The sequence below is a fragment of the Cupriavidus laharis genome (assembly GCF_914271435.1).
GTDB classification, from domain to species: Bacteria; Pseudomonadota; Gammaproteobacteria; order Burkholderiales; family Burkholderiaceae; genus Cupriavidus; species Cupriavidus laharis.
Genome location: NZ_CAJZAI010000006.1, coordinates 34,736 through 58,084 on the forward strand (window position 1 = coordinate 34,736; position 23,349 = coordinate 58,084).

Sequence of the window (23,349 nt, forward strand, 5' to 3'; positions counted from 1 at the left end):
GGGAGAGGGAGCAAACAATTGGCGAGCGGAAGCTAAGCGCCTGCTCCCTCGCCCTTCGTCTTCGCCTCCAGCACCTCCCACCGCTCCAGCGCCTCCAGCAGCTCCATCTCGATCTCGTCGTGCCGGGTCGCCAGCTCGGCGGCCTTGGCCGCGTCGCTGACATAGAGCGAGCCGTCTTCCAGCTGCGCGGCGATCGTCTTTTGCTCGGTTTCGAGCGACGCAATCCGCTCGGGCAGCCCGTCCAGCTCGCGCTGCTCCTTGTATGACAGCTTGACCGTGCGGTTGGCGCCCCGTGCCTCGCGCGAGTCCTTTGCCTTCGCCGCCTCGGCGGCCTTCTGCTCGGGCTTGCGCGCTGCCTGCAGCGCGGCGCTGCGCTCGGACTGCGCGACCCAGTCGGAATAGCCGCCGACCGACTCGCGCCACTGGCCGTCGCCCTCGGCAGCAATCGTGGAGGTCACCACGTTATCCAGGAAGGCACGGTCGTGCGAAACCAGGAACACGGTGCCGCTGTAGTCCTGCAGCAACTCTTCCAGCAGTTCCAGCGTGTCGATGTCGAGGTCGTTGGTCGGCTCGTCCAGCACCAGCACATTGGCCGGGCGGGCGAACAGGCGCGCCAGCAGCAGGCGGTTGCGCTCGCCGCCGGACAGCGACTTGACCGGCGAGCGCGCGCGTTCCGGCGCGAACAGGAAGTCGCCCAGATAGCTCATGACGTGCTTGCGCTGGCCGTTGACTTCGACCCAGTCGCTTCCCGGGCTGATGGTATCGGCCAGCGACTTTTCCAGGTCGAGCTGGCTGCGCATCTGGTCGAAGTACGCGACCTGCAGGTTGCTGCCGTTGCGCACGGTGCCGCTGTCGGGCGGCAGCTCGCCGAGGATCAGGCGCAGCAGCGTGGTCTTGCCGGCGCCGTTGGGGCCAATCAGGCCGACCTTGTCGCCGCGCATGATGGTGGCGGTGAAGTCACGCACCACGACCTTGTCGCCATACGACTTGTTCACGTCGGTCAACTCGGCCACGATCTTGCCGGAGCGGTCGGCCTGCGAGACTTCCAGCTTGACGTTGCCCTGCGCCTCGCGCCGCGCCGCACGCTCGGCACGCATCGTCACCAGGCGCTGGATGCGCGCCACGCTGCGCGTGCGGCGTGCCTCCACGCCTTTGCGGATCCAAACCTCTTCCTGCGCGAGCAGCTTGTCGAACTTGGCCTGTTCCACTTGTTCCGCGGCCAGCAGCTCCTCTTTACGTGCCTGGTAGGCAGCGAAGTTGCCGGGAAAGGACAACAGGCGGCCGCGATCCAGTTCGACGATGCGGGTCGCCACACGGTCCAGGAACGCGCGGTCGTGGGTAATCAGCAGCACGCTGCCCCGGAAACCGAGCAGCAGATCCTCAAGCCAGCGGATCGCTTCCACGTCGAGGTGGTTGGTCGGCTCGTCCAGCAGCAGGATGTCGGGTTCGGCCACCAGGCCCTGCGCCAGCGCCACACGCTTCTGCAGGCCGCCGGATAGCGCATCGACACGCGTGTGCGGATCCAGGCCCAGCCTGGCCAGCGTGGTTTCCACGCGCGTGCGCAGGTGCCAGGCGCCAGCAGCGTCGAGTTCGGACTGCAGCCGGTGCAGTTCGGCCAGCGCGGCCTCGTCATGGCTGTCGGCCAGCCGCTCGGCCGCGGCTTCATAGCGCACCAGCAGGTCGTGCGCCTGGCCCATGCCCTGCGACACGGCGTCGAACACCGTGATGCCTGGCTCGAATTGGGGCTCCTGCGGCACGTAGGCCGAGGTCACGCCGGACTGGCGCGCGATCAGGCCGTCATCCGGCGCAGCCAGGCCCGCCACAATCTTCAGCAGCGAAGACTTGCCCGAGCCGTTACGGCCGATCAGGCCGACGCGCTCGCCGGCTTCCAGCGAAAAATCGGTGTGGTCGAGCAAGGCCACGTGCCCGAAAGCAAGCTGGGCATCGGTAATGGAAAACAGGGCCATGGGAGGAAATCGGGCGGCAGATTCGGAAGGCGCGCCGGCGGCCAACGGTCTGGCGGCTTCGGCGCGAAGCAGGCCGCATTGTAGAACACCGGCGCGGGTGCCCGCCCGGGTACCGATCGCCAGGCGGCCGGCACAAAAGAAAGGGCCCGCTGCGCGGGCCCAAGAGTCTCTCCTCGGTGCCCTGCTCGCAAGGCACGGAACGAAGCATAACAACCGCCGCCGCGTCTCTCCAGTTCGGAAATATCCGTAAGGGAAAGCCCCCGTCAACGAGATCTGCGGACTGCCGTTGCATGCGTTGCACGGCCATCCTGTCCCATAGTTGTCTGCACCCCGGCGCACATGGAACAATAGCCCGCGCAGCACTCGTGTTCCGGCAGCATCCTTCTCGGCATGAGTCTTGCCCCGGGGTACAGCGCGACAACGACAACTCAGAGCCGCACGGAACCACACCTAACGGCCGCCACTTGATTCTTGCTTTCTTTTGACGGGGGTTTCCATGATCGAAACGGGTCTGTTGCGCCGGGCTTCGCGCCCGAAAGCCGCCTTTGTCTTGTCCTTGCTGGCCTGCGCCGGCGTCCTGGCCACCGGCTCCACCGAGGCCGCCACTGCGCCGGTCCTGCAGCATATCCAGCAAACCGGCGTTATCCGCATCGCCCACCGCGAAAGCTCGGTGCCGTTCTCGTTCGTGGCCGACGGCAAGCCGGTCGGCTACGCGGTGGATCTGTGCCTGAAGATTGCCGATGCGGTGCGCACCTCGCTGCACCTGCCCGGCCTGCGCGTCGAATGGGTGCCGGTCACGCCGGCCAACCGCATTCCCGCGATCGTCGAGGGCAAGGCGGATCTCGAATGCGGCTCCACCACCAACAACCGCGAGCGGCGCGAACAGGTGGCCTTCACCATCCCGCACTACATCGCCGGTAGCCGCATGATCGTGAAGAGCGAGTCAGGCATCGCCAGGTGGGCCGACCTGCGCGGCAAGACTGTGGTGTCCACGTCTGGCACCACGCCGCTGGCCATGCTACGCAAGATGGATGAAGGCGGCGTCATGCAATGGCGCCTGATCGAGGCCAAGGACCATGCGCAGGCCTTTGCCATGGTGGAATCCGGCAAGGCCGACGCCTTCGTGATGGACGACGTGCTGCTCTACGGCCTGCGCGCCAATGCCAGCCGCCCGGCCGATTTCAAGGTCACGGGCGAGATGCTGACCATCGAGCCCTACGCCATCATGCTTTCCAAACAGGACCTGGAATTCAAGAAGCTGGTGGACAAGACGCTGATCGCCGCGGTCTACGACCAGGAAACGCCCAAGCTCTACAAGAAGTGGTTCCAGGCACCGATCCCGCCGCACGGCATTACGCTCGACATCCCGATGAGCTACCTGCTGCGCGATTCGTTCAAGTTCCCCAGCGACAAGGTCGCGGACTGAGTGTCATGCCCCACGCGGACTGACACCGAAGCGGGTCCGCAGCCCGTCAACCCGCCCAGGAAATGTCGTCTCGCGCGGGCCACGCCTGCGTGAGCGACACTTGCCGATGCGCCATCGCACGTGGAGAATGCGCGCCTCTCGCCCCTGATCCTCCAGGGGTGGAGCGCAGGGCATCAGAGCAGAGCCAGGGGACACATCCCCAACAAGGCCGCACGCCTGAGCCATGGCCAGTCGACTTTCTTGCGGGGTGTTTTTTCATGAATCCGGGTCTGCCGCGCCGCGCTTCCTTACGGAAGCCGGCGTCTGTCTTTGTTTCCGCGGCCTGCGCCGCCTTCCTCGCGGCACCTCCGGCCGCGGCCACACAAACCCATGCGCCAGTCATGCAGCGCATCCATCAGTCGGGCGCCATCCGCCTGGCCTATCGCGAGGACGCAGTCCCGTTCTCCTACCTGCTGGATGGCAAGCCGGCCGGCTATTCCATCGACCTGTGCCTGAAGGTTGTTGACGCCGTGCGTTCGGCACTCCGGATGCCCGCCCTGAAGGTCGAATGGGTGTCCGTCACCAGCATGACCCGCTTCGCGGCCATGGTCGACGGCAAGGCCGACCTGGAATGCGGCACGACCACCAACACGCGGCAGCGCCGCGAGCAGGTGGCCTTCACTATCCCACACTTCATCGCGGGCACGCGCATGCTGGTCAGGAGCGATTCGGCCATCGCCAAATGGGCGGACCTTCGCGGCAAGACGGTGGTGTCCACGGCGGGCACCACGTCGCTGGCCATGCTGCGCGCACTGGTCGACACCGGCCGCATTGTCGAAGCGCGGGACGACGGCCAGGCCTTCGCCATGATCGAATCCGGCCAGGCGGATGCGTTCGTGATGGACGACGTCCTGCTGGCAAGCCAGCGCACCCGCGCGCGCAACCCCGCCGACTACCGCATTACCGGCTCCATGCTGACCGTCGAACCCTATGCGATCATGCTGCCCCCGCACAACGACGACTTCAAGAAGCTGGTCGACAAGACCCTGACGGCGGCCATCAACGAGCAGGAAACGCAGAAGCTCTACCGCCGGTGGTTCCAGTCGCCGGTGCCGCCGCTGGGGATCGCGCTGGACATTGCCATGAGCAATCTGCTGCGCGATTCGTTCCATTTCCCGAGCGACAAAGTGGCGGACTGAGGCAGCGAAGGCAAATTCCGGAGCAATGGCCGCGCGGCCGGCACTCATGCGAAGATGTCGGCTGTGCCGCTTACGTCTCCCCGCCCTACCGCCCATGCCCGCAAACTCCCTCAAGCTCTCCGATCTGTCCGTTTCCGCGCTCGTTGCGGGCCTGATCGCCACGCTGACCGGCTACACCAGTTCCCTGGTGCTGATGATCCAGGCCGGGCAGGCGGCGCACCTGAGCAGCGCGCAGATCTCGTCGTGGCTGTGGGCGCTGTCCATCGGCATGGGCGTGACCACCATCGGCCTGTCGCTGGCCATGCGCGTGCCCGTGGTGGTGGCGTGGTCTACGCCTGGCGCCGCGCTGCTGATCGCGAGCCTGCCCGGCGTGCCCTACCCGGAAGCGATCGGCGCGTTCCTGATGGCGGCATTGCTGATGACGGCGGCCGGGCTGACCGGCTGGTTCGACAAGCTGATGCGCGCGCTGCCAGCCAGCATCGCATCGGCCCTCCTGGCCGGCATCCTGTTCCGGATCAGCGTGGACGTGTTCGTGCTGGCCCAGGACCAGACCTTCCTGATGCTGGCGATGTTCGCCGCCTACCTGGCCGGCCGCCGATGGTGGCCGCGCTACGCCGTGCCGGGCGTGCTGCTGGTCGGCGTGGCGCTGGCAGGCGCGCTGGGCCAGCTGCATTTCGAAGGGTTCCGCCTGGCAGTGGCAGTGCCAGTGTGGACCACCCCGGCGTTCTCGCTCCAGGCTTTTGTCAGCATCGCCATTCCGCTCTTCATCGTGGCGCTGGCCTCGCAGAACATCCCCGGCCTGGCGGTGCTGCGCGCCGACGGCTACCACGTGCCGGCATCGCCGCTGATTGCCGTGACGGGCTTCGCCTCCGCCGTGCTAGCGCCGTTTGGCTCGCACGGCATCAACCTCGCTGCCATCACGGCGGCCATCTGCACCGGGCCGCAGGCCGATACCGACCCGGCGCGGCGCTATACCGCCGCCGTCGTCTGTGGCGTGGGCTACCTGGTGGCGGGCGTCTTGGCCGCCAGCATTGCGGCGCTGTTCGCAGCCTTCCCCAAGGCCGTGGTGGTGGCGCTGGCCGCCTTTGCGCTGCTGGGATCGATCGCCAACGGCCTGACCGTGGCCATGCAGACGCCGGATGAACGCGAAGCCGCGCTGATCACCTTCATGATCACCGCGTCCGGCATGACGCTCGTCGGCGTGGGCTCGGCCTTCTGGGGCGTGGCCGGCGGCATGCTGGCGCTGTTCGTGCTGCGCCGGAAAGCCGCCTGACGCGCTGCCGGCTCAGAGCAGCAGGAAGGCGATGTCCCGGAACCGGATGTCTTCCAGCGCCACGCCCTTGCGGCGCTGGAACAGCACGTGCTGGAGCACGCGGTCGCGGTGCTCGCAGAACGTGGGGGTGTCGAAGCGCAGCGCCGCCATGCCATAGTGCTCGGCCAGGAGCTTGTAGACGCGGTGGCGCACCAGCAGCATCTCGTTCTCGGTCTGCAGACGGCCTACCTCGACGGCATGCTCTTCCTCGAGCTGGCGCATGCTGACCACCACGCGCGCGTGCATGCCGCGGTAGCGATCGGCCTCAGCATGCGCCTTGCGCAATTCCTCGCGCAGCGCCCGGACTTCCTGCATCAGCTTGAGATTGCTCTGCACCCCGCGGTGGATGCGGGTCGCTTCCTCCAGCGCATAGTCCGCCGCCGCGATCGTGTTCTGCCAGACGCCCGATTCGTCAGCCTCGGCGGCTGCCGTGCGTGTCGCGGGCCAGACGGTCACCCCGTCAATGCCTTGATTGCTCATACCGCTCCCCCCAGGAACCAAAAACACCCGCCGCCGTTGTTATGGATGACCGGCCTGGTCGGGTACTGCCGTGAGTGCCGTGACTGCCCGCATGTCACGCAGACTGCACACTATCATTCAAGACTGCAATACCGCTTCGCACAACCACCGCAAGGGAGGGCATACAAGCACCCGAGCGGTGACTATGCAACATTTGCGGCGGTCACCAGCCACTGGGGCTGCCCGCCACCCGCACCGCTTGTTTCAGCTTTTTTCACCAATGAACGGATACCTGCTCCTCGCCCTGGCCATTATTGCCGAGGTCATCGCGACCAGCAGCCTCAAGGCTGCAAAAAACTTCACCCGGCTGGTGCCCAGCATCCTGGTCGTGGCCGGCTACGCCTGCGCCTTCTACCTGCTGATGCTGGTCATGAAGACCGTGCCGGTCGGGGTGGCCTATGCCATCTGGAGCGGCGCCGGCATCGTCCTGGTCACACTGATCGCCATGGTGCTGTACCGCCAGGTGCCGGATGTGGCGGCCTGCGTGGGCATCGGGCTGATCATCGCCGGCGTGGCGGTGATCCAGCTTTTCTCGAAAACCAGCGGGCACTAGCAGCTGTGGCGCCTAGAATGAATCTTGTATGTGCCACGGGAGACTGCCATGCTTACCGCCCTGCTCTTCGCCGCAGCCATCATTGTCCTGTACATCCTTGCCGTCAGGGCCGAGTTCTTCCACAAATCGCCGTTCTATCCGGAACATGAACACCCAGTCCAGTACTGGTGGAACCGGCTGGTGCATCACAAGAAATAGCTGGCACTTCTGACGCGGCGGCGCGAAAGCCGCCATAGCGGTTCCGTACGGCCTGTACTGGCAACCGCGAACCAAGGATCCCCGGCAACATCCTCGACGCCGGGAGCAGCAGCACCCTGCGCCGCCCGCCCTGGCTCCCCGCCCCCGGAACATGCCCCGGGCGGGAGGTTTTTGATATACTCCGCCCCGTCTTCAGGATCACCGCAGCCCTGCGGAACGACGGTCCTGACAGCTCTGTCCCTCGCCGTAGTTCAATGGATAGAACGAGCGCCTCCTAAGCGCTAGATACAGGTTCGATTCCTGTCGGCGGGACCAAGCCCTCGCTCCATCCACACCGGATCTTCCCCAAGCGCCACTAGTCACCGCCGCCGGCATTCGCCCGCGATCGGGGGCCGCCCCTGGGAAGCGAGCCGCGCGCGGCGCGGTGCATGACGCCCCGCCCTGCTACCGGCGTGGCGGCCGCCTGTGGCAGCGACGGCAGGCTGGCCGTTTCGGTGGCACTGGCGCCCGCCATACACGGCGCAATCTGCTCTGACGATCAGTCCGGACATGGCTGGCTCCTTCGTGTCTGTAACAGGAAACGTTTCAGGCCGCCCGCAGGCTGACCTGCAGGACGGTACCCACGAGCCGCAGCATGGCGCGCAGCGCGGCACGAGGGTGGCGCAGGCAGGTTTCCACCTGTTCGCTGCGGCTTTCGCCGGACAGGCACCATGAGCAGAAGTGCTCGCAGTTGTTGGAAAACAGGCGGTAGCGGTTCTCGCCCAGGCGGGAACGGGCACGCGCTACTGTCTCGATGCCGACAAAACGGGCGCATGGTTCCAGCCGGACGATGACGGCACGACCCGCCGCAAACGCTTCCAGGCTGGTTTCCTCGACCGGCCCCGCCTGCAGCGCGCGGGCGAAGCCGGCATAGTGGATGACGCGGCCCTGGCCGGCGTAAATGCCGTGATGCACATAGCCGTGGCGCCCCGTCATCAGATGGGCGCCCAGCGGCAGGTCAACGGTATCGCTCTCGCTGTGGCGGTGTTTGTCTTGTTGTGCGTGCTCGAGTGGCATGGCTGGCCTCGGGTGTCTGGTTGCTGCAGTCATTGCTGCGTCGTTGCCAGACCCTCTGCATGAGGTGTGCCAGTGCGTTTCCCTCCCGCCATTTCAACGATTGCGGGGAATGTGTCGTCGTAGAGTCCCAGCGACTGTTGCCTGGCAACCAACGACATGACGGCCATTCTGTTGGTTAGCCGCCAACCATCCCTCTCCTGACAAGGCGCCCGCCACTGCGGCGCCATCGCCGGCGCCGATGGCACAGTGCTTGCGTGATCGATGGCACGACGGGCATCCGCTCCAGAAGACCCGAGGTCTCACCATGGCCACCCTGGGCGCCACGGTGATCAACTTTTACGAGACCAGCAACAACTTCTATGCTGATCAGATAAACAACCCGTTCCAGGCCGTGGACGTCAGGAACAGCGCGCCCGATTCGAGCATCAGCGTCAACGTCGACCAGGGCACGCGCAATGACGGCCGGCTGAACTGAGCACTGTGCCGCAGGACCCGGACGTGGCCGGATCCTGCGCAGACGGAGGGCATCTTGACTGGCGTGACGCAATTCCGCTGGGCATCGGCGGCCTGCACCGACGTGGGCCGGGTACGCGAGCGCAATGAGGACGCTTGCCTGGATCTGCCTGACCAGGGCATCTGGGTCGTGGCCGACGGCATGGGCGGCCACGCCGTCGGCGATTTCGCCAGCCAGGCCGTCACGCAGGCGCTGGCGGCGTTGGCGGCACGGCCATCGCTGGAAGAACGGCTGTCCGACGTGGGCGCCGCGCTGCAGGATGTCAACCGCGCCCTGATCGCGGAAGCCGCGCGCCTGCAGGTGCGCTGCGTGGGCACCACCGTGGTGGCGCTGGCCGCCGGCGACCGACGCTGCGGCTGCCTCTGGGCCGGTGACAGCCGGCTCTACCGGATGCGCGGCGAGCGGCTGCAGCGGCTGACGCGCGACCACAGCCAGGTGGAGCGGCTACTCGCACGCGGCCTGATCACGGCCGAGGAAGCGCGCCACCATCCCGCGCACAACACCATCACGCGGGCGGTCGGCGCGGCCGATACGCTGTTGCCCGAGCAGTTGTTCGTCGATGTCGCCGACGGCGATCTGTTCCTGCTCTGCAGCGATGGGCTGACCAACGAAGTCGAGGACGACGCCATCGCGTCCGTGCTGGCGGCCGGCGGCGACCTTGCCACCGCCGCGCAGACGCTTGTGAAGATGGCGTTGGACCATGGCGGCCATGACAACGTCACCGTTGTGGTAGTACGGGCGGAGGACCCCTACGGAGGGGATATGACGTTGGTGAATCCAGAGGTGTAGCGGGTTGTCGTTGTCGATCTTGCCGGGTGCTGCATCCCGTCACTACAACCCCGCTCCCTCCGGCATCACGCTTTCGCCCCCCGAAAATCCTTCGAATGAATCCCATGCTTCTTGAGCAGCATCTGCAGATGCGAGCGGTTCATGTCGCAGCGCCGCGCCAGCTCCGCCACCGTGCCGCCCACTTCCTGCAGGCCCCGCTCCAGAAACGCCCGTTCCGCCTCGTCGCTGGCAGCCCGCTTGGCTTCGCTCAGCGACGTGGCCAGCGCTGACACGGCGCCGACAGGGCCGATCGGCACCACGGCCAGCGCCGCCGGTTTCGGGCGGATGTCCTGCGGCAGGTGGGCCAGGTCTGCCGTATCACCGGCCAGGCAGGACACCCGGTACAGCAGGTTGCGCAGCTCGCGGATATTCCCCGGATAGTCGTAGTGCATCAGGAAGTCGCGCAGCCGCGGCGTCAGCCTGACCGGCCGCCGCTTGAGCATGCCGGCCGCCTCGTCGCTGAAATACGCAACCAGCAAGGGGATCTCGTCGCGCCGTTCGCGCAGCGCGGGCAGGGACACGTGGATCACGCTGAGCCGGTAGAACAGGTCTTCGCGGAAGGTGCCTTCCTGGCTCATGCGCCGCAGGTCCTTGTTGGTCGCGGCGACGATGCGCGTATCGACGGCAATCACTTCGTCCGAGCCCACGCGCTGGATCTCATGCGCTTCCAGGACGCGCAGCAGCTTGACCTGGCCAGTCAGCGGCAGCTCGCCGATCTCGTCCAGGAAGATGGTGCCGGTATGGGCGCTCTCGAACTTGCCGCGCCGGTCGTTGCTGGCACCCGTGAACGCGCCCTTCTTGTGCCCGAACAGCTCGGACTCCAGCAGGCTGTCCGGGATGGCGCCGCAGTTGACCGAGATGAACGGCCGGTCCTGGCGCGAGCCGTTGGCGTGGATCACCTTGGCCATCAGTTCCTTGCCCGTGCCGCTTTCCCCGTCGATCAGCACGGGCAGGTCGGTGGGTGCGGCTTTCTCCGCGATTTCCAGCGATTCAAGCAGCTTCGGGTTGTCGCCGAACGTGCCTTCGAAGATGAAGCTGCGCTCCAGCAGTGCCTGGCGCCGCTCGCGCGGCATGCGCTCGACTTCTTCCGGCGCCGGCGCCTCGCTGCCGCCGGCGGCCTGCACGAAGCGCTCCTTGTGCGACAGGCCCATCACCTCGTCGCGCAGCGTGGTGGCCTGCTTGAGCAGCTTCTCGATATCCGCACGCTCCAGCCGCGAAGACCAGCGCAGCGTAGAACGCAGGATCTCGAGCTTCTCGATCAGCCCGGCGAAAGAAACCGCGGAGGTAGCGGCTGGCGGCCTGGCGCCCTGGTTATATAGCTTCATGCTGCACTCAGTTGCTTCTGCACCAGCTGGTAGTACATGCCTTTGCGATCGAGCAGTTCCTCGTGACGGCCCTGTTCGACGACGGCGCCCTCGTACAGCACCAAAATCTTGTCGGCCTGCATGATGGTGCTGAGGCGGTGCGCGATGATCACCGCCGTACGCCCGCGCAGGATCTCCTGCATGTTCGCCAGGATGTTGCTCTCCGACTGCGTATCGAGCGCGGAGGTGGCCTCGTCGAACACCAGCAGGCGCGGGTCGTGGTACAGCGCGCGCGCAATGCACAGCCGCTGGATCTGCCCGCCCGACAGGCCCATGCCGCGCTCGCCCACGATCTGCTCATAGCCGAGCGGCAGCTTGGTGATGAACGGATGCGCGTCGGCCATCCGCGCCACTTCCTCGATGCGGCGGCGGTCGGGGCTTTCGTCGCCGCAGGCGATGTTCTCGGCGATGGTGCCGGAGAACAGCAGGTTGGTCTGCATCACGTAGCCCACCTGGGCCCGGTAGAACTCGGTGTCGATCACGCCGATGTCATAGCCGTCCACCTTCATCGAACCGTCGGTCGGCCGGTAGAAGCCCACCAGCAGCTTGGCCAGCGTGGTCTTGCCCGAGCCGCTGCGCCCGACGATGGCCACCATCTCGCCCGGCCTGATATGCAGACTGATGTTCTCGAGCACATAGGGCGTATCCTCGCCGCCATAGCGGAAGTAGAGCCCGTCCATCTCGATCTCGCCCTGCAGGTCCGGCAGCATCACGCGCGACATCACGTCCTGCGGCTTCTGTTCGGGCTCGAGGTCCAGTACGTCCCCCAGCCGCTCCATCGCCACGCCGGCATCGTTGAGCTGCCCCCACAGCGCCACGAGGCCCATCAGCGGCGCGAGCACGCTGCCCATGAAGGCATTGAAGGCGATGAGCTGGCCAATGGTCAGCTCGCGCTGCAACACCAGTGTGGCGCCCACCCAAAGCACGGCGATGGTCGTGGCAGCGTTGAGCAGCTGGCTGATCATCCCGATGAGGATATGGAAGGCCTGCGCCTGGTATTGCTTCTCCAGCGCCTTGGCGTATTTGGCTTCCCAGCGCAGGCGCACCGGCCGCTCGATGCCCATGCCCTTGACCGTCTCGGCGCCGCCCAGTGTCTCCATGAGATAGGCCTTGGCGTCGGTCGACGCGGCAAAGACTTCGCGCGCGTAGGTCTTCACCTTTGGCGTGACCACCACTGTCAAGGCCGCGATCGGGATCACGAACGCGATGAGCAGCAGCGTGAGCTTGACGTTGTAGAGGAACATGATGGTGAAGTAGATGAACACCATCAGCAGGTTCAGCGCCGTGGTCACCGTGGACTCGGTCAGGAAGGCGCGGATGGTCTGGTTCTCCTGGAAGCGCGCGAAGATGTCGCCGGTCTTGCGCTTGGCAAAGAACGACAGCGGCAGCGACAGCGTGTGCTTGAAGAAGTGCGACATCATGGCGAAATCCATGTTGCGCACCATGAAGTTGGCCAGGTAGGCGCGAATGGTCGCCATCAGCTGCGAGAACACATTGGCGATGATCAGCCCGACGATCAGCAGGTGCAGCAGGCCGATGTTCTGGTGCACCACCACGCCGTCCAGGATGTTCTGGATGATGAGCGGCGGCACCACGCCGAGCACCTGGATCACGAACGTGGCCAGGAACAGGTGCGCGAGAATCTTCTTGTACGGCGCCAGGTAGCTGATGAAGCGCAGCCACGGCGAGCGCTGCACCGACAGCTGCGTCATGCTCTCGCCGGGGCTGAACAGCAGGCACGTGCCGCTCCAGCCGCGTTCGAACTCTTCCGTGCTCATCTTGCGGAAGCCGATGCCCGGGTCCGCCACCCATACCCAGCGCGACGACACGCCGTACACGATCACGTAGTGGTAGCCCTCCCAGTGCACGATGAACGGCAGATCGAAGCCCATCAGCGAATCGCGCGTGCACTGCACGCCGCGCGTGGTGAAGCCCAGCGATTCGCCGGCGCGCGCCAGGCTTTCCAGCGTCGCGCCCTGCGTGGTCACGTTGGCGAGCTCACGCAGCTTGCCCAGCGACATCGGAATGCCGTAGTGCCGGCAGATCATGGCCAGGCACGCGGCGCCGCAATCCATCTCTTCGGCTTGCTCCACCAGCGCAAAACGCCGGATCAGCCGTTCGCCCAGTTCGGGCTTGGACTGAAGGTCCAGCAGCACCGGCCGTTTGCGGCGCTCGGCCAGCTTCTTCTGCCGGTGCAGTTCGCGGTCCACGACGCGGATGCGCTCTTCCAGCACCTCGCGCAGGCGCGGGTTGCGCTCCAGGATCAGCTGCACCGTCTTCTCGGGGATCACCAGCAGGCGCACGTCGGTCTCGGCGACGGCCGAAGCGATCTGCTCCTGCCGCATCACGCATGCGCGTTCGCCGAAGATATCGCCCTGCCCAAGCATCGCAAGCGGGTACTCGTCGCCCTCTTCACTGCGCACGATGCGCACGGTTCCCTGGCGCACCACGTAGAGCCGGCGGTCGTCCCGTCCGTCCTGCTTCAGGATCTCCTTGCCCGCGGCCACACGCTTGACGCCCACGCTGCGCACGGCGTCCTCAAGCTCGCGCCGGTCCAGCTTGCCGCGCAGGTCGAACAGCCGCGCCACGAAGCCGCCGGCCGAACTGATGGCCACGTAGCTCGTGATAAAGGCCAGCGCGGCCTGGTTGCCCGCTACCACCTTCTCGCCGATGCTGCGCGGAATCATCAGCAGCTCGGTCTTGCCCGACGCGCGCACCGACGACTCGTGGTGGTACTCGCGCAGCAGCGCAATGTCGGCGAACACTTCGCCGGTCTTGCGCACGCCCATGCTGATTTCCTTGCCGTGCTCCTCGTTGAAGACGCGCACGGAACCGGTCTTGACGATATACAGGCCGGGCGCCGGCTCGCCGGCATTGCACACGGTATCGCCGAAGCCGAACGTCTGTGTCTGGGCCGCGGCCGCGAGCTGTTCCAGCTCGTCGCGCATCAGGGCGGACAGGATCTCCACCGTCGCCAGGAAATCGGCGAGCGATGCGGCAGGCGGCGTGGCGGCAGTGGCCGACGGCGGCGGCAGCTCAGCCGCCGCCCCGCCTTCGCTAGCGGGCTTCGATGACATGTTCCTGCGCCCTGGCCATCAGCCACTCTTCACGCAGGAGCCGGCGCACTTCCACCGCGACGTCGCTGTCCAGCGTGGCGGGATGCTTGGCGCGTACCAGGAACACCTCGAAGAACGAGCGGTCCGGCGCGGCAAACGGCCCGAGCAGGTCGCCGGCCTCGGCGTTGAACACCTTCGCCTCGATATCGGTCTTGAGCGAGCCACGGAGGACCTTGCCGATGTCGCCGCCGCGCTCGCGCGTATCGGCAATGGAATGCTCGCGTGCCATCTCGGCAAAGCTGTCCGGATCGTCCTGCAGGTAGGAGATCAGCTCCTTGGCCTTGCCTTCGCTGTCCACCACGATATGGCTGACTTCAATGCTGTCGAAGCGCGGCGAATTGAGCTGGAAGTACTCATGCACCGCGTCGTCGCTGCAGACCTGCTCCATCATCCGCTCCTGGTAGAGGCTGTCGGTGATGAAGACCTCGAACTCGTCCAGGCTCACGCCCAGCGCGTCGAGATAGTGGTTCATGTCCGCCGCGCGGTGCAGCCCCTGCACGCGCCGGAACTGGTCGGCGCGCTCCTGGATCTCTTCCTGCGCCAGGGTCAGGCCTGCACGCTTTGCCGCGTGCACGGTCAGCTTGTCGCGCACCATCTGCTCGACCAGCCCTTCGAACTGCCCGGTGAACTTGAGCAGTCGGATGAATTCCTCGACGCCCAGTACCTCGTCGTCGATACGCACAATGCCAGTCATGGCCCTGCCTCCTTTGACTGCCGCACTGCGGCAGTCGCGATTTGCTCCACGTGCTCCACGTGCTCCACGAGATCCGCGTTTCCCGCTAGCCCGCCACCTCCCGGAACGGATCCAGGCCCAGGTCGATCAGCCGGCGCTCGCGCACCACGATCTCGGCGGTGGCGGTCATGCCGTAGCGCAGCGGATAACGGGTGTCGCCCACGGTGTAGTAGTCGCGCGCCAGGCGGATGCGGCCCTCATAGACCGGCTGCCTGTCCGGCCCGCCTGGCTTGGTGGCTGGCGAGATGTATTCGAGCGTGCCTTCGATCAGGCCATAGCGCTGGTATGGGAACGCGTTGAACTTGAGCTTGACCGGCAGGCCTTCCTTCAGGAATGCGCGGTCGCGCTCGGCAATGGCGATCTTGAGCACGGGGCGTGCGTCGTTGGGAGCGATGCCGCCGATCGGTGTATTGGCCTGGATCTTGTCGCCGCGCTGCGTGGAGGTGACGTCGGTGATGACGCCCGACACCGGCGCCAGGATCAGCAGGAAATTGTCCTTGTCGATGTTCTCGAAGCGGATGCGCGCAGCCGCGTCGGCCACCAGGCGAGCGGTCTGCACCTGCAGGCGCAGCTTGTCCTCCGTGCTGGCGATTTCGCGCAGCGCGGCCTCATACTGCACCCGCAGCCCGGCCAGCTCCTGCCCGCTGCTTTCGAGCTGCACGTTGGCCTGCGTCAGTTCCTGGCTCTGCCGGGCTTCCAGTTCGGCCAGCCGCGACTGCGCTACGCGCAGGCTGTTCTCGGCCTCCTGCGTCGCTGCGCGCTTGGCTTCCACCTGCGACTGCGACACACCGCCGCCGCCCGGCAGCGCGAACAGGCGCGCATAGCGGTCCTGTTCCTGGCGCGAAAAGTCGCGTGCGCGCCGCGAGTTCTCCACGTTGCTGCGCGCCTCCTGTATCTGCGCGCGCTGCTGCTCGGTGAGCCGTGTCGTGCCTTCGGCAATGCGCGTCTCGTGCTGGCGCGTGGCCACGTCGATCTGCTGCTTGAGCGCGGCGGCGCGGCGCTCCATCAATGCCTTCTTTTCCGGAAACTGCTTCCACTCGCGCTCCGAGTCCTCGAGCTTGAGCTGCGCTTCCAATGCATTGGCCGCGGCCTCGATTGCGCCGCGCGCGTTCAGGCGGGCCAGCACGTCGTCCTTCGATACCGGCTGCCCTTCCGCGACGTAGAGGTCCGCGAGTTCGCCATCGACAGGTGCGTAGAAGCGCCTGACTTCCGATTCCGGCGCCAGCGTGCCTTCGGCCGTGACGATCACATCCGCATGGCCGAAGAACGACCAGATCAGCGCGCACACCACCAGCGCAAACGTGGTCACCACCGTCAGCAGGCTCAGCCGCCACGGTTCGGCGGTGAGGATGGCGAGGCCTTCGCCGCCGTGGTCCTCGAGCGCCTCGGACAGGGGCTTGAGGCGGTTGCCGCCCTGCGCGTCGTTCATGGCCGCCCCTCGTTTGGCTTGTCCGGTGCCGCTGCGGCTTGCGCTTCGGCACCCTGCCCTTCGCCGCCGAGCAGCTCCAGCTTTGCCTTGAGCACGGCCGGATCGAGCACCATGCGCAGTTCCTGCAAGGCGCGGCGCTGCTGATCGACTTCCGCGCGGATCTCCTCCTCCGCCTTGTTCCATTGCGCAAGATCCGCACTCTCGCCCGCCTTGAGCTGGCTGACGATGCGGATCCCCTGCCGCGCGTCTTCCTGCGCCTGCGCCAGCCGCCGCGCCTGGTCACGGAACTTCGGCGAAATGCCGGGTTCCAGCCGTTGGTCGCCGCCGATCTGTCCGTTGGCGCGGTATTGTTTCCACCCGGCGATGGCCCGGCTCACCAGCTCACGCGCGCGCCGCAGGGCACTGTCGCGGATGGCCGTGACATCGGCCTCCACGGCCCTGGCGTAGTACTTGTCCTCGTCGGGATCGAGCATGGCATAGAAGCCGAGCAGCTTGTCCTCGTAGCCGCCGGCGCCGCGCGCGCCCTGCAGCGCCGCGTACTGTGCGGCGACCTGCTGCTTGTGCGCGGCATCCTTCGCCACGTCGTCGCCCCAGGGCCCGGCGCTGATGCGGCGCAGGCCCGCGATGGCCGTGGCGCTGTCGCCGCGCTGCCAGGCCTGCGCGGCCACCGCGTACTGGCGCGCCACGTCCGTACCGGGCAGGCGCTGCGCGAGCCGCGCGTACTGGGCCTGGAACGGCGGCGTGACGAACTTCGCCTCGGCCATGCGCGCCACCAACGGCCCCGGGTTGCGTGCCCGCAGCGGCTGCATCAGCGCGGTGTAGCGGCGCAGATCGTCCTGGAGCTTGTCCATCCCGGACAGCCGCGGGTACTTCTCCCTGTAGTCGGCCAGCACCGGTTGCAGGGCCTCGGGCTGGTCGCGCGCGAGCTCGGTCGCGATCGTCGCATTGAGCCGCTCGATAGCGGCCAGGTAGACCGACTCGTCCGTCTGCAGCTTGCGCACATCGCTCAGCGCACTCGCATAGACGTCGCGGAATGCCGGCTCATAGCCGGCGATGCGTCCCAGCGCGCGCTGGTGCGCGGCGGTGTCCTGGTTCCAGTACGTCAGCAGGCCGCGAATCACTGCCTCGTCGGTGTAGAGGTGGATCGGCGCATCGGCACCGCCGCGCTGCGCGAAGTAACGCTCCAGGTTGCCGATCCACTCGAGCTCGCGCACCAGGGGGCGAGCGTCCGCGTTGTGCTGGCTGCCCGCGACCATGTCCGCAAGTACCGCGGCGGCGCCGTTGAAATCCTGCGCCTTGAGCTTGCCTGCCCATTGCGGCACGTAGGCGCGCAGCAGCGCTTCCGTCCCCATGGCCTGGAACGGCGCATCATCGGGATGCCTGGCGAGATAGGCATCCGCAGCCTTCGCCGCTTGCGCGTACTGGCCGTCGGCAAGCAGCGACTTCACGTCGCGCTCGGGCATGCCGCGCAGGTAGAGTACGCCCAGACCCACCGCGACCAGCGCCACCAGCGCCACGCCCCAACGCCCGGCTCGCCGCAAGCGCGCCGGGTCGTTCAGGCCGAAGCGCCCGGCGATCTCTGCCGCCAGCAGCGCCATGCGGCTGCGCGGGCGGTTCCCCTTGCGCGCCGACGCGTCGGTAGCCGCGGCGGCTTGCGCCTCGGCATCGGCGTTGACCTCATCTTCCTGCCGAGCCGCGTAGTCGACGCAGAAGATGTCGAGGAACGAGTCGGCCGCGCCGACAAAGGTGGTCTTGTCCCCGCCCTCGTCTGCCACGTCCGGAACCGGCGCCACGGCATGCTCGGCCACCGGCTCGACGTCGGAGGCAATCTCCGGCCCGGCCAGCACGGTGCGCGTGGCGGTTGCGTCGGCATCGCCTTCGCGCTGCACTTCCACCTTGTAGACGAAGTGGCTGCCGCCGAACGCGATCAGGTCGCCATCGTTGAGCGGCAGGCCGTGGTCGGCGAGCCGATGGCCGTTGACGAAGGTGCCGTTGGTGCTGCCCAGGTCCTCCAGGAACGGGATGCCGCACTTCAGGTAGATATGCGCGTGGCGCCGCGACAGGTAATTGACCTGCTGCGGATGGCTGTCGCGGTAGCGCGCAAACGCGTTGTCAGCCTTGCTGATCAGGTATGGAAAGCCGTTCAGCTCGATCGGCTGCAGGCCAAGGTCGTTGCGCTCGGGCTGCAGCGTGACCGCCACGCGCGGCGGTTCCGGCGCGGGCACGCGCGGCGAAAGCCGTACACGGAACGACAGCGCCGTGCCGAAGGAAAGCTCGTCGCCATCGCTCAGCCGCAGCGGGTGCCCGGCGACGTCGGCGCCATTGATGCGCGTGCCGTTCTTGCTGCCCAGGTCGGCCACGTAGACCGCGCCGTGCTCGGCGAAGATGCGCGCATGCCGGCGCGACAGCGCCGCGGTCAGCTCTTCGGGGTAGGAAACGAACGGTGCTTCAGTCCGGCCGACGGCGAACAAGTCCTCGCCGATGCGGATCTCGCCCAGCTCCGGACGGGAGACGGGCGTCAGCAGAATATCGAACTCCTGACCCATCCTCACCGGCATTTCCATGATCAGTGCATCGTCAGGAGCCATGTTTCCAAGAAACCAACAGCGCAGCCTTGACCGCTGCCGCACCGGGGGGATGAATCGTCAATCAACATAGTAGGCGACGCCTCTCGCTAGTCAATTGGCTGAGTGCCGGCCGTTGTGCGCAGGGTGTCGCCCATGCGGCGCAAACCGCGGGCGTGCCCTGCACTCTCCGGAACCGATGTATCGTGAACGCTGCCTGGCGCGCCGGCGCCGTGCGGCCGTCAGGGCGCGCTGTTCGACGCGGCGTTGCGCACTTGCACGTCGGACCAGCCGCCGCCGAGCGCCTTGTAGAGCGTGACAGTATCGGCAAGGATCTGTTGGTGGACAGCCAACAAGGACAGTTGCGCGGTCAGCAGCGAGCGCTCGGTCTCGAAGACTTCGAGCTGCGACACCACGCCCTCCTTGAGCTGCGCCTCGATCTGTGCCGACACCACGCGCAGCTGGTCAACCTGTTGCTGCAACTCGATGCGCTGCTTCTTGTGCGCGTCGACATTGACCAACGCGGATTCCACCTCCTCGAACGCGTTCATCACGGTGCGGCCGTAGTCGCTTTCCACGACCTTGACCTGCGCCTCGGTGGTCTTGATGCGGGCGCGAACGTTCGGGTCCAGCATCGGCAGGCTGATGCTCGGCGCGAGGCCGAATGTGAAAGTTTTCAGCAGGCTACTCAGCGCGAAGCTGGCCGCACCGCCGTTCGCGGTCAGGCTGATGCTCGGCAGCTGCGCGAGCCGGGCCTGGCCAACAATGTTGTACGCCGCCAGCACGCGATATTCCGCGGCCACGATGTCGGGCCGGCGCGCCAGCAGCTGCGACGGCAGGCCCGCCGGCACCGGCGGCGGCTGCACGCGGTCCTGCAGCTTGCCGGGCGGCACCTTGAGATTGCCCGCCGGCACGCCAACCAGCGTGGCCAGCGCGTTCTCCGTCACGTCGCGCGAGCGGCGCAGTTCGATCAGGTCCTTGGTGAGCCGGTTGATTTCCGCCTGCTGCTGCATGACGCGGATCTTCGGCACCAGGCCGTTCTGGAACATGGCCTGGTACGTGCCGAGGATCTGGCCATTCTTCTGCACAGTGCGCGTCTGCTGATCGATCTGTTCGTCGAACTGCAGGATCTGGAAGTAAGTCGTCGATACATTGGCGGCGAGCGTCAGGTAGCCGGCGCGCCAGTCCGCCTCGGTGGCATGGAACTCGGCGGTCTGCGCCTGCACGCCCTTCTCGACCTTGCCCCAGATATCGATGTCCCAGCTCAACTGGGCGCCCGCGTTGAAGCTGCGCAAGGTCGGCTGGCTGGTTGTCTTCGTGATGCTTGCGCCCGCGTTGAGATCGACCACGGGCAGCGCGCCGGCCTTGGCTTCGCCGATCTGTGCCTGCGCCACGCGGATGCGCGCGGCGAGCACCTTGATGTCGTAGTTGCCGGACAGTGCCTGTGTGATCAGCTTGTCGAGATACGGATCCCGGAAGCCCTGCCACCAGTTCGGCTGCACGGTCTCGGATGGCGATACGGTGATCGACTCCTGTCGCGTCCATTCTGCCTTGGCAGGCGTTTCGGGACGTTCGTACACCGGCGGCCGGAAGTCCGCACAGCCGGCCAGCCAACCCGCGCAGGCAGCGGCGGCAACCCATGCAGCAGCCCGGCGCGGCCGCGAAACAGTCAGTGGCGATTCGGTAGAGGCGTTGGTCACGATGTCTTCCTGCAACCACGCGCGGGACCCCGGCCACCGTGGTGGCCGGACCTGCATTGCGTGTCTGTATTGTGGTTCGCGCCGGCGCACGCTCCAACCCCGAAATGGGGGCGGCGGCAACGGCGTGGATATCGGCAGCGGCGGCGGCGGCGGCGGCCTAGCTGAAGATATTGTTCTGCAGCGTGGTCATGTCGGGCTCCGGTAGGATGGTATTGCTGGTGTCGCTTTCCGGAGCACTGACGCATAGGTTGTGCCAGCCTCGCAATGCGCGCGCTGTCCTGGCTGCAAATGCCTGAAAACAAGCGGATTTCAGCGGCATCGCGAATGGTCGCCTGCGAGATGGAGCAGTGGCCACGCCCATATGGATGACGGGCTATGACCAACAGTTGCGCGATATCTGTCGGCTGTCAGGCAACAGCGCGGGCATGATGTGCGCGGCGGCATGCGCGCCGCCGCGCGGATGCGATCACTTCACGTAGATGGTGATCTTCTTGGAGTAGACCGGGGGATTGGTCGGGATGTGCTTGTCGTCGCCCATCAGCAGCTGCAGGGTATGCTTGCCGGGCGGCAGTTCGACCATGGTCTCGGTCTCGCCGGCACCGAAATGCAGGTGGTTGCGATCGTTCGGAATTTCCTTGTCCATGGGCGGCAGGTCCACGTCGATCAGCAAGTGGTGGTGGCCGGTCTTCGGATACTTGACGTCCTTCGGCGCCACGCCCATGTTGCGCAGGCCAAACCATACGCGGAACGGTTTGCCTGCCGGGAGCACCTGACCGTTGTTCGGATAGCCGATGTACAGGTAGGCGTTGGGCGGAGCCGGCGTTTCCCCAGCCATGGCCGCGGCCGGCAGCAGGAGACTCGCGCCGAGCAAGGTGGCGGCTAGCAGCTTGAACATGGTGGATCCCCCCTCGCGCTATTTCACCGTGATGGTGATCTTCTTGGAGTAGAGCGGCGGGTCGAACGGCACGTGCTTGGCATCGCCCAGCAGGAGCTGCAGCGTGTGCTTGCCCGGCGGCAGTTCGATGCGCGCGTCCGTTTCCCCCGCGCCGAAGTGCAGGTGGTTCTTGTCGGAAGGGATTTCCTTGTCCAGCGGCGGCAGGTCCACATCGATCAGCAGATGATGATGGCCGCACTTGCTCGACTCGATGCCCTTGGGACAGACGCCCATGTTGCGCAGCCCCATGCGGATCCAGAACTTGCCGCCCGTGATGACCGCGCCGTCAGGGGGCCAGATGATGTAGACCTCCGCATTCGGCGGCGCCGAAGTCGGCATCGAGACAGACGGCACAACGGCAACGGCCATGGCCGCCAGCAGGCGGAGCAGGAATCGTCTGGACATACGCGGCGCCTCCCGGAGAGTGTCCGAAACCCGATCACGTTGTCCCGCAAGCCCGTGGTTCTTCTGGTTGCTATTGGCCAGCGCTCGGCGATTCGGTATTCAGGTTAGAACGGAACCCGGCAAAAAGCGAACTCGCCATGACATCGCCGCCCCGCTTTTCCGCGGCGCGGATGGGCAGCGCGCCACGGCGCCTCATGCAAGCACCTCCGGATTCACAATCGCTGTGCTATCTTGAAGCAAGCCAACGTCACGGCAACACCACAATGCGCCGAGGCGCCGCCCAAGCGCGCGCATCGGGCTGGCCGCAGTTCCAACAGGGTCCGAATATGTGGCGCAAACCTCCTGTCGTTCTGCTTGCATCCGTGCTGGGCACCAGCGCGCTCCTCGGTGGCATGGCCGGCCCGGCAACCGCCGGCGAAATGTCCGCCGCACCGGATGCGGCACCTATGCTGCTGGCCGGCATCCTGCCCAAGAACAGCGATGAGCAGTACGAGCTGACGTTCTGGGAATCGATCAAGAACAGCAACTACGCCGGCGACTACGAGGCCTACCTCAAGCAGTATCCGAACGGCCGCTTCGCGGCGCTTGCCAGGGCGCGCATCGAGCGCCTGAGCGCGGCCAGCGCGCCGGCCGCCAAGAGCCCGCCGCCGGAGCGCGCCAAGCCGGCCCAGCCACCCGCCGCCGCGACACCGCCAGCAAAACCCGCACCTGCGCCGCCGGCACAGCAGCGGTCCGCACCACCGGCCACCGCGGCAGCACCATCCTCGCGCCCGGGCACCACGGTCTCCGGCCCGGTCAGCGTTGGCGGCGAGCGCAAGCCGGTCGAAGTCAAGGGCGAGATCCACGACTGCCCGGCCTGCCCCGTGCTCGTCAGTCTGCCTGCCGGCAGCTTCACAATGGGCAGCAATGCCAGCGACCCGGCGGAAAAGCCGCCGCACCATGTCACGATCAGCCAGCCGTTCGCGATCGGGCGTTACGAGGTGACCGTCGAGCAATGGAACGCCTGCGTGGATACGGGCGGATGCGACCGCATCGCCACCGTGGCGAACAGCGCCAAGACCGCGCCAATACGCGATGTCAGCTGGGACGATGCGCAGCAGTACGTCGGCTGGCTGAGCAAGACCACCGGCAAGACCTACCGCCTGCCCACTGAAGCGGAATGGGAATACGCGGCGCGTGGCGGCACGGCCTCGGCATTCTGGTGGGGCGACCAGATGCGCAAGGGCACGGCCAACTGCAAGGACTGCGGCGACCCGTGGAGCCAGGATGCGCCGGCCAACGTGGGATCGTTCGCGGCCAACCCCTTCGGCCTCTACGACGTCAACGGCAGCGTGTGGGAATGGGTCAGCGACTGCTGGCACAGCAGCTACAAGAATGCGCCAACCGATGGCCGGAGCTGGGACGAAGCGAGTTGCGGCGCGCGCGTGATCCGCGGCGGTTCATGGCGCGAGGGCACCAGCTACATGGTGTCTTCCACGCGATTCAAGTACAGCGCAAGCGTGCGGCAGTCCCAGAACGGCTTCCGCGTCGCGCGCGACATCAAGTAGCCACCC

The 23,349-nt window shown here is 66.5% G+C and carries 19 protein-coding genes and 1 tRNA gene; 9 read left to right on the plus strand and 11 right to left on the minus strand.

The annotated features are described in order from the left end of the window. Positions 1-32 precede the first annotated feature (32 nt). Complete coding sequence (locus LDO29_RS13905) at positions 33-1,967, minus strand: ATP-binding cassette domain-containing protein (protein ID WP_224080373.1); 1,935 nt, start codon at positions 1,965-1,967, stop codon at positions 33-35. A 496-nt stretch (positions 1,968-2,463) separates the two neighbouring features. Between LDO29_RS13905 and LDO29_RS13910 the strand changes: the two genes are divergently transcribed. From LDO29_RS13910 to LDO29_RS13920, 3 genes are all read left to right on the plus strand, one after another. Then, on the plus strand, positions 2,464-3,393 hold the full coding sequence (locus tag LDO29_RS13910; RefSeq protein ID WP_224080374.1) for an amino acid ABC transporter substrate-binding protein: 930 nt from the start codon (positions 2,464-2,466) through the stop codon (positions 3,391-3,393). 257 nt (positions 3,394-3,650) lie between these two features. Continuing rightward, positions 3,651-4,571, plus strand: coding sequence for an amino acid ABC transporter substrate-binding protein (locus LDO29_RS13915; protein ID WP_396022665.1), 921 nt, complete (start codon positions 3,651-3,653; stop codon positions 4,569-4,571). A gap of 94 nt (positions 4,572-4,665) precedes the next feature. After that, positions 4,666-5,844, plus strand: a complete 1,179-nt coding sequence (locus LDO29_RS13920) for a benzoate/H(+) symporter BenE family transporter (RefSeq protein WP_224080376.1) — start codon at positions 4,666-4,668, stop codon at positions 5,842-5,844. A gap of 12 nt (positions 5,845-5,856) precedes the next feature. Here LDO29_RS13920 and LDO29_RS13925 read toward each other — a convergent pair whose 3' ends face one another. Continuing rightward, the gene (locus LDO29_RS13925; protein ID WP_224080377.1) at positions 5,857-6,363 is read right to left on the minus strand and encodes a hypothetical protein; all 507 of its coding nucleotides are present in this window, start codon (positions 6,361-6,363) and stop codon (positions 5,857-5,859) included. A 259-nt stretch (positions 6,364-6,622) separates the two neighbouring features. Here LDO29_RS13925 and LDO29_RS13930 point away from each other — a divergent pair, with 259 nt between their 5' ends. The 3 genes from LDO29_RS13930 to LDO29_RS13940 all read left to right on the plus strand — a co-directional run bounded on the left by LDO29_RS13930 (position 6,623) and on the right by LDO29_RS13940 (position 7,468). Continuing rightward, on the plus strand, positions 6,623-6,955 hold the full coding sequence (locus LDO29_RS13930; protein WP_224080378.1) for a DMT family transporter: 333 nt from the start codon (positions 6,623-6,625) through the stop codon (positions 6,953-6,955). A 48-nt stretch (positions 6,956-7,003) separates the two neighbouring features. Continuing rightward, positions 7,004-7,153 (plus strand): hypothetical protein, encoded by a 150-nt coding sequence (locus LDO29_RS13935; protein WP_224080379.1) that lies wholly within the window; start codon positions 7,004-7,006, stop codon positions 7,151-7,153. 240 nt (positions 7,154-7,393) lie between these two features. Continuing rightward, positions 7,394-7,468 (plus strand) — tRNA-Arg (locus LDO29_RS13940). Between the two features lie 270 nt (positions 7,469-7,738). On the opposite strand, the gene LDO29_RS13945 is transcribed toward LDO29_RS13940, so the two are convergent. Further along, positions 7,739-8,209 carry a lecithin retinol acyltransferase family protein gene (locus LDO29_RS13945; RefSeq protein WP_224080380.1) on the minus strand — a complete coding sequence of 157 codons (471 nt, stop codon included), beginning with the start codon at positions 8,207-8,209 and terminating at the stop codon, positions 7,739-7,741. 304 nt (positions 8,210-8,513) lie between these two features. On the opposite strand from LDO29_RS13945, the gene LDO29_RS13950 reads away from it, so the two are divergent. After that, on the plus strand, positions 8,514-8,684 hold the full coding sequence (locus LDO29_RS13950) for a hypothetical protein (RefSeq protein ID WP_224080381.1): 171 nt from the start codon (positions 8,514-8,516) through the stop codon (positions 8,682-8,684). 54 nt (positions 8,685-8,738) lie between these two features. Then, on the plus strand, positions 8,739-9,512 hold the full coding sequence (locus LDO29_RS13955; RefSeq protein ID WP_224080382.1) for a PP2C family protein-serine/threonine phosphatase: 774 nt from the start codon (positions 8,739-8,741) through the stop codon (positions 9,510-9,512). A 65-nt stretch (positions 9,513-9,577) separates the two neighbouring features. Here LDO29_RS13955 and LDO29_RS13960 read toward each other — a convergent pair whose 3' ends face one another. From LDO29_RS13960 to LDO29_RS13995, 8 genes are all read right to left on the minus strand, one after another. Continuing rightward, positions 9,578-10,876: a sigma-54 interaction domain-containing protein gene (locus LDO29_RS13960; RefSeq protein ID WP_224080383.1), complete on the minus strand. Its 1,299-nt coding sequence runs from the start codon at positions 10,874-10,876 to the stop codon at positions 9,578-9,580. Continuing rightward, entirely contained in the window at positions 10,873-13,992 is a 3,120-nt protein-coding gene (locus LDO29_RS13965) for a peptidase domain-containing ABC transporter (protein ID WP_224080384.1), read from the minus strand. The genes LDO29_RS13960 and LDO29_RS13965 overlap by 4 nt, the downstream gene beginning before the upstream one ends. Then, complete coding sequence (locus tag LDO29_RS13970) at positions 13,973-14,725, minus strand: peptidylprolyl isomerase (protein ID WP_224080385.1); 753 nt, start codon at positions 14,723-14,725, stop codon at positions 13,973-13,975. Before LDO29_RS13970 ends, LDO29_RS13965 begins: the two co-directional genes overlap by 20 nt. A gap of 85 nt (positions 14,726-14,810) precedes the next feature. Continuing rightward, on the minus strand, positions 14,811-16,193 hold the full coding sequence (locus tag LDO29_RS13975; protein WP_224080386.1) for an HlyD family efflux transporter periplasmic adaptor subunit: 1,383 nt from the start codon (positions 16,191-16,193) through the stop codon (positions 14,811-14,813). Next, on the minus strand, positions 16,190-18,781 hold the full coding sequence (locus tag LDO29_RS13980) for an FHA domain-containing protein (RefSeq protein ID WP_224080387.1): 2,592 nt from the start codon (positions 18,779-18,781) through the stop codon (positions 16,190-16,192). Before LDO29_RS13980 ends, LDO29_RS13975 begins: the two co-directional genes overlap by 4 nt. 218 nt (positions 18,782-18,999) lie before the next feature. Continuing rightward, positions 19,000-20,514 carry an efflux transporter outer membrane subunit gene (locus LDO29_RS13985; RefSeq protein WP_224080388.1) on the minus strand — a complete coding sequence of 505 codons (1,515 nt, stop codon included), beginning with the start codon at positions 20,512-20,514 and terminating at the stop codon, positions 19,000-19,002. Between the two features lie 409 nt (positions 20,515-20,923). After that, a complete protein-coding gene (locus LDO29_RS13990) occupies positions 20,924-21,352 on the minus strand; it encodes a DUF4399 domain-containing protein (protein ID WP_224080389.1) in 429 nt (142 codons plus the stop codon). An 18-nt stretch (positions 21,353-21,370) separates the two neighbouring features. Continuing rightward, positions 21,371-21,796, minus strand: coding sequence for a DUF4399 domain-containing protein (locus LDO29_RS13995; protein ID WP_224080390.1), 426 nt, complete (start codon positions 21,794-21,796; stop codon positions 21,371-21,373). A 326-nt stretch (positions 21,797-22,122) separates the two neighbouring features. Here LDO29_RS13995 and LDO29_RS14000 point away from each other — a divergent pair, with 326 nt between their 5' ends. After that, positions 22,123-23,343 carry a formylglycine-generating enzyme family protein gene (locus tag LDO29_RS14000; protein ID WP_224080391.1) on the plus strand — a complete coding sequence of 407 codons (1,221 nt, stop codon included), beginning with the start codon at positions 22,123-22,125 and terminating at the stop codon, positions 23,341-23,343. Positions 23,344-23,349: the final 6 nt, after the last annotated feature.